This window comes from Gammaproteobacteria bacterium, from assembly GCA_028817255.1.
Taxonomy (GTDB): Bacteria; Pseudomonadota; Gammaproteobacteria; order Porifericomitales; family Porifericomitaceae; genus Porifericomes; species Porifericomes azotivorans.
Window position 1 is genome coordinate 1 of sequence record JAPPQA010000031.1, and the last position, 5,565, is coordinate 5,565.

Below are 5,565 nucleotides of genomic sequence, written 5' to 3' on the forward strand. Positions count from 1 at the left end.
CCGCTTTTCTTGCCCTCGATTGCGTAACGGCTTGCGGCGGGCGCGGACTACGGACTACGGGTCGCGGGCGATCCCGACAGCAACTATTCCGGTATCTGGAACAACAGCCTTTTCGCTTCTTTGCGCTGCGCCTCGTCGCCCATGGACATGACCTCTTCCAGCGCCGCCTTCGCGTTGCCCGTATCGCCCAATTCAATATAGGCGCGGGCCAGCTCCAGCTTGTCCGAGACGGGGTCGAGCGACGCCGGCGCGGCGGGGGCGGCGATGCGCCGCGCCAGGCGCCAGTGCGCCAAAAACAGCAGCACGGCGACGATGACCAGGATCGACATTCTCAGGAGCCCCTGCAAACCTCCCCTGCTTTCCGTCTCCAGTACGATGCGGTAGCTATTCTCGCGCACCGCCGCGGCCTCGGCGTCCCGCTCCAGTTCCTGATACAGCGCCGGCCGCTCGCAGCCCGGATGCGGGGACTCGCTTTCGGCGGGGGAATAGCCGGAGCGGGAGCAGAAGAAGTCATAATTCGTCTGGTGCCGCCGGTATTCGTAAGACGGCAGGGTCAATTCCGGCTTGGCGATCCGAACGAGGTCGTATGTGCCGCCGGCAACACCCACGATGCAACAGATCACCGCGCTGAAACAAACCGCAAGGGCGTAGATGCGCAACAAGTGTTCTCTGCTCATGTTCTTCTTTCCTTCGCGTTCTTTCCCGCGTGCTGGGGCCGTCTGGCGCTACGCCGCAAGATACCCGCAATTCGCGCCCGAAAGCAACGCAGCGCGCCCGTTCTTTTTTCCCATCGCTCCCCCCTGGAGGGGGAGGAAGCGGCGGTTGCGATTTCCGTGTCCGCTGGGGGGAAGGAGGCGCCGCTATGCCCCCCACCGGCGCGACTTCGGGCTCCGCCCTCGTCTTGCCGACTCCCCCTCAAGGGGGGAGTGATGCGCGGGAATAGCGGGGTGGGAATCTTTTCCCCTCGATTGCGTAACGGCTTGCGCCGCCCTACTCTCCGTACACCGTGACGACGACCCGGCGCCGGTGCGCGGCGCGGCGGTGCTCCCACAGATAAATGCCCTGCCAGGTGCCGAGCAGGCAGGCGCCGTCGCGCACGGGCAGCAGCAGGGCGCTGCCGGTCAGCACGGTGCGCACATGAGCCGGCATGTCGTCCGGCCCTTCCTGGGTATGGCGGAAGATCGGGTCGCCGTCCGGCGCCAGGCGGCCCATAAACGCCTCCAGGTCGCGGCGCACCTGCGGATCGGCGTTTTCGCACAGCATCAGCGAGGCGCTGGTATGCTGCGCGAAGAGGTGGCACAGCCCGCAACGCACGCCGGAGCGGCGCACCAGCGCCTGCACCTCGCCGCTCAGGTCCAGGCTGCCGCGGCCGCGGGTCTCGCACTGCAGAATCTCCTGCGCCACCATGCCGCGCGCCCCTACCAAAGCATCCGCAGGCCGACCGGTATCAGCAGCAGCGCGAAGATCCGGCGCAACAGCGGCACGGAAAGACGATAGGCCAGGCGCGCCCCCAGGTAGGCGCCCACCGGGCTGCCGAGCACGATAAACAGGGCGGCCGGCCAGTGCACGTATCCCAGGGTCGCGGGCGGCAGGTCCGCGCGCCCCCAGCCGCCGGCCGTCAGGGCCAGGACGCCGGCCAAGGCGATCGGGATCCCGCAAGCGGAAGAAGTGGCCACCGCGGGGCGCATCTCCACGCCGCGCCACAGAAGAAACGGCACGGTCAGCGTGCCGCCCCCAATCCCCATCAGGGCGGACAGCAGGCCGATGCCGCCGCCCGCGGCCAGCATGCCCGGACGCCGCGGCAGGTCGCGCGCCGGCGCCGGCGGCGGCCGCCGCCAGAGCCGCCAGGCCACGAACAGCTCGAAGCCGCCGAAGAACCGCCGCAATGCCTCGCTGGGCAGTCCGTCCGCGAGCAGTCCCCCCAGCAGGCTGCCGGCCAGCACCCCGGGCGCCAGGGCGCCCGCCAGGGACCAGCGCACCGCCCCGCGCCGGTGGTGCGTCCAGGTGGCGCTCGCCGCCGTGAACACGATGGTGGCCAGCGAAGTGGCCACCACCACCTGCATCAGCCCGCCTTGCGGAAAGCCCTGCCAGAGGAAAAGGAGCCACAGGACCGGCACCAGGACGATGCCCCCGCCCAATCCCAGCAGGCCGCCGGTCACCCCGGCCAACAGGCCGGTCAGCAGGTAAACCGGGAACAGGCGCAGCTCCGGCAAAAGCGGTTCAAGGGGAGACATACGCGCATTCTACTATGCCCGCTATGCCGCCCCGGCGCGTATTCTCCGGCGGCGGGCGCCAAGGCGCGGGGTGTACGGCGCGGGGCGCAGAGGCCCGGATCAGAAAGCCCGCTGGAAAACGAGCCACGCCGCAGGACGCATGCCCGCGCGCCGATCCTGGCCGGGGTGGCGGGTCAGCGTCAGGCTTAGCGACAGTTTGCCGGCACGCACCGGGGTGCGGTACGCCGCTTCCAACTCCAGCTCGCGTCCTTGCGGCGCCAGTTCCACCCTGTGATCCCGGTACAGCACTTCGCCGTAGCGCGTGCGCCCGGAGGCAAGGCGCAGCCGGGCCGCCCCGGATTCCAGGCGCAAGGGCTGCGTGACGCGCAGACCCAGCCAGGCGCCGGCGCGCCACGGGGCGCGCCGCACCAGGCCCAGACTGAAGGCGCTGCTGCGTAATTCGGAAACCCCGCGCAACAGGCCGCCGCCCCCGATCCCGGGCCGCGTCCTGCCCAGGTAGCCCGCCGCCAGCGCCCGCCAGTCCCGCCCGATCTCCCAGCCGCCATTGACGCCGACAAAGAGCGTCGTGCCGTCCGCCGCGCCCAGGGCGCCGGTGGGACGCGCCCCCAAAAAGCCCTCCGCCTCGCGCACCATGCCCGCTTGCAGCGACAGGCCCCCGCGCGCCGGGCGGTAATCCAGCGCCATGCCCAGGCCCGGCGTCCAGCCGGCGGAGGTATGGCCAAGGTAGCGGGGCGCGCCGCGCAACAGAGTCCAGCCCAGCTGCCCGCCTGCCGCGGAGCGGCGGGCAAAACCCAGTCCGGCGCCGCCGCGCACCAGGGACAAGTACGGCGCCGCGAAGGCCGCCGGGTCGTCGAAATGCGCGGCAGCCGAACCGTACTCGCCGGAGTACAACCCCAGGGCGCGGCCGCCGTGGTAATTCCAGGAAGTCCACCATCCGGAGCGGGATCGCAACAGGGCCTCGTCCAAGCGCCACCCCGCCGCGTACCGGTCCTCGTCGTCGCGGCTGCCTGTGCCCGGCGGCGGCCGCAGCGAGAAGGCGAAGTCGGCGTCGTCCAGCGCCAGGCGGTAAGCGGCGGCGCGCGCCGCCTCGCCGCCGGGCAGGCGCGGCGCGTGGAGCGGTCCGGAGCGCCGCACCCACTTGCCGAAGTCGGTAAAGAACGGCGCGCCCAGTTCGTCGAAGACCGCCATCCGCAAACCGCCCAGGGCGTCGGCCAGCCCCGTGCCCAGTGCCGTGCCGGTCGTTTCCAGGGCGGTCCCGGCTACCGGGCGGGCGTCGGCAGTTCCATGCATGGCAGTGCTCAAGCTGCCCACCGGGCGGGTGGCGGCGTCCAGGTCCACCAGGCCGTGGCCGTAGGTGTCGCTGTCGGAGTAGTCCGGGCCGCCGGTGGCGGTGCGGTCGGTGCGGTCGGCGGTGGCGAGGAGGCGGGTGGCCAGTTCGGTGTTGCCGAGGGCGGGAGTGCCGTCAGGGTTGCGGAAGAACGAGCGCATGACGGCGAGCGCGCCGGTGACCACCGGGGCCGCGGCGGAGGTGCCGCTGAAGGTGCGGTAGGAGTCGGTGGGGTAGGAAGTCTCGCCCAGGGAGTTGACGGCGCCGGGGCCGCGCTGCGGGGCGATGAGGTCCACGCCGGGGGCGGCGATGCAGAACGCTCTGGCAGTGCCGCAGCGGTTGGAAAAGGGGGCGATGCGGCCGTTCTGCTGCACCGAGACCACGACCAACACATGCGGCAGGTCGAAATGCACGCCGAGGGCGGTGTTCAGCGTCGGCGAGGTGGCGTCCACGAGGTCGCCCTGCGCCTCCCCCGGCCGGGCGGCGTAGCGGCGGTCGTTCTGGTTGCCGGCCGACCAGACCAGAATGGTGCGGTCGGCGGCGGCGCGGTGGCCCTGGGCGAACAGGGTGGCGGTGCGGTCGCGGAACTCGCGCACTTGGGCGCGGGTGTAGGAATCAATGCCGTGCGGGAGGCCGAAACTCATGTTGATGACGAAGCCCGGGCGCGGGCGGTTGCGGTCGTAAGTCCAGTCGTCCTGGTCCAAACTGGAATCCACCGGCTGGTACAGCAGGCGTTCATAAAAATTGACGGTGTCGGTGTCGCTGGCGTCGGTGAGGGCCGGCGGGGCGGTGTCGGTGGTGGGCCGGCCGGCTGCCAGGCGCACACGCAGGCCGATGATGTTGGCGTCGAAGGCAACGCCCTGGCTGTTGGGCAGGGTGGATTCGGTGGCGCGGCGGGCGGCGGCGACGCCGGCGGTGGAGGTGCCGTGGTCCACATCGGAGCATGCGCGGGTACGGATTTCCTCAGCGGTACAAGGCTCGCCGAAGGATTCGCCGAGGGTGAACTTGCCGGCGCCGCTGAACTCGCGGTGCTCTTGGTAGAAGCCGCTGTCGGCGATGACCACGGTCTCGCCCGCGCCGGTGGCGCCGCGGGCGTAGGCGGCCGCGGCGTTGATGGCGCGGAGGTGATTGTCAATGATAAAGCGCCCGCCGCTGGTGGTGGCGGCGACGCTGTATTCGCCGCTGGATTCGTATGCCGCCCTGGCCGTCCTGAACTGCTCGTCGGTGAGGGCGGAGAAGGCGAAGGGGCTGCCGGGGTCGGCGGCGGCGCGGGGGAAGGTGGCGGACGGCTCGGGCGGCGGCATCGGCGCCGGGGGAGGCGATGGCGGTGGTGACGGCGGCGGCGCCGGGGGCGGCGGCGGCTGTGGGGCTGGCGCGGGCGTGGGGGTTGTCCCCGGCACCGATGGCGCTGGCCGCGTCACTGTCGTGTCATCGGGGTTCGTTGGCGGCGGACCACCGGAGGTTGCCGGCCTGCCGCTGCTCCCGCCGCCCCCGCCACCGCCGCCCCCGCCACAACCAACGAGCAGGGAGGCCGCCAACAGGAGCGGCAATGTCCGCATCGCCAAGCGCGCCCCCGCACACCGGCGCCGCACCCGGCGAGTACGGCAGAACATCCGCACTGCGCGCACCGTGTCGGCAACGCATGGCGCCATCCGCAACCTGGCGGCACCCGGGCAGACGAATAACGACTCCATAACCGCGAATTATACCCGCATAAAACGACACTTGCCGCCGCCAAGCCGTTACGCAATCGAAGGGAAGAAAAGCGGTTCTTACGCGCCACTCCCCCCCAATCACTCCCCCCTTGAGGGGGAGTCGGCAAGACGAGGGCGCAAGCCCGAGGTCGCGCCGGTGGGGGGAGCAGCTAAAGCGCCTGCTACGCCCCACCGCCCAGGAGAACCGCAAGGGCCGCCCAGGCTCCCCCTCCAGGGCGGAGTGATGGGAAGACCGAGGCGCAGGCTTGCCCCTGGCTTGTCTTTACTGCATTAACGGGGGCAGGAATAG

General features: G+C 71.0%; 4 protein-coding genes. All 4 read right to left on the reverse strand.

The window, feature by feature from the left end; genetic code table 11:
• Positions 1-83: 83 nt before the first annotated feature.
• The 4 genes from OXU43_01630 to OXU43_01645 all read right to left on the reverse strand — a co-directional run bounded on the left by OXU43_01630 (position 84) and on the right by OXU43_01645 (position 4,865).
• On the reverse strand, positions 84-677 hold the full coding sequence (locus tag OXU43_01630) for a hypothetical protein (protein MDD9823872.1): 594 nt from the start codon (positions 675-677) through the stop codon (positions 84-86).
• 313 nt (positions 678-990) lie between these two features.
• The gene (locus OXU43_01635) at positions 991-1,407 is read right to left on the reverse strand and encodes a secondary thiamine-phosphate synthase enzyme YjbQ (GenBank protein MDD9823873.1); all 417 of its coding nucleotides are present in this window, start codon (positions 1,405-1,407) and stop codon (positions 991-993) included.
• Between the two features lie 11 nt (positions 1,408-1,418).
• Positions 1,419-2,234 (reverse strand): sulfite exporter TauE/SafE family protein, encoded by an 816-nt coding sequence (locus OXU43_01640; GenBank protein ID MDD9823874.1) that lies wholly within the window; start codon positions 2,232-2,234, stop codon positions 1,419-1,421.
• Positions 2,235-2,333: 99 nt separating this feature from the next.
• Positions 2,334-4,865: a S8 family serine peptidase gene (locus OXU43_01645; GenBank protein MDD9823875.1), complete on the reverse strand. Its 2,532-nt coding sequence runs from the start codon at positions 4,863-4,865 to the stop codon at positions 2,334-2,336.
• Between the last annotated feature and the right edge of the window lie 700 nt (positions 4,866-5,565).

Bases quoted from the DNA above. Each gene is read 5' to 3' on its own strand.
- OXU43_01635 (MDD9823873.1), bottom strand. From the start codon at position 1,407: ATGGTGGCGCAGGAGATTCTGCAGTGCGAGACCCGCGGCCGCGGCAGC.
- OXU43_01640 (MDD9823874.1), bottom strand. From the start codon at position 2,234: ATGTCTCCCCTTGAACCGCTTTTGCCGGAGCTGCGCCTGTTCCCGGTT.
- OXU43_01630 (MDD9823872.1), bottom strand. From the start codon at position 677: ATGAGCAGAGAACACTTGTTGCGCATCTACGCCCTTGCGGTTTGTTTC.
- OXU43_01645 (MDD9823875.1), bottom strand. From the start codon at position 4,865: ATGCCGCCGCCCGAGCCGTCCGCCACCTTCCCCCGCGCCGCCGCCGAC.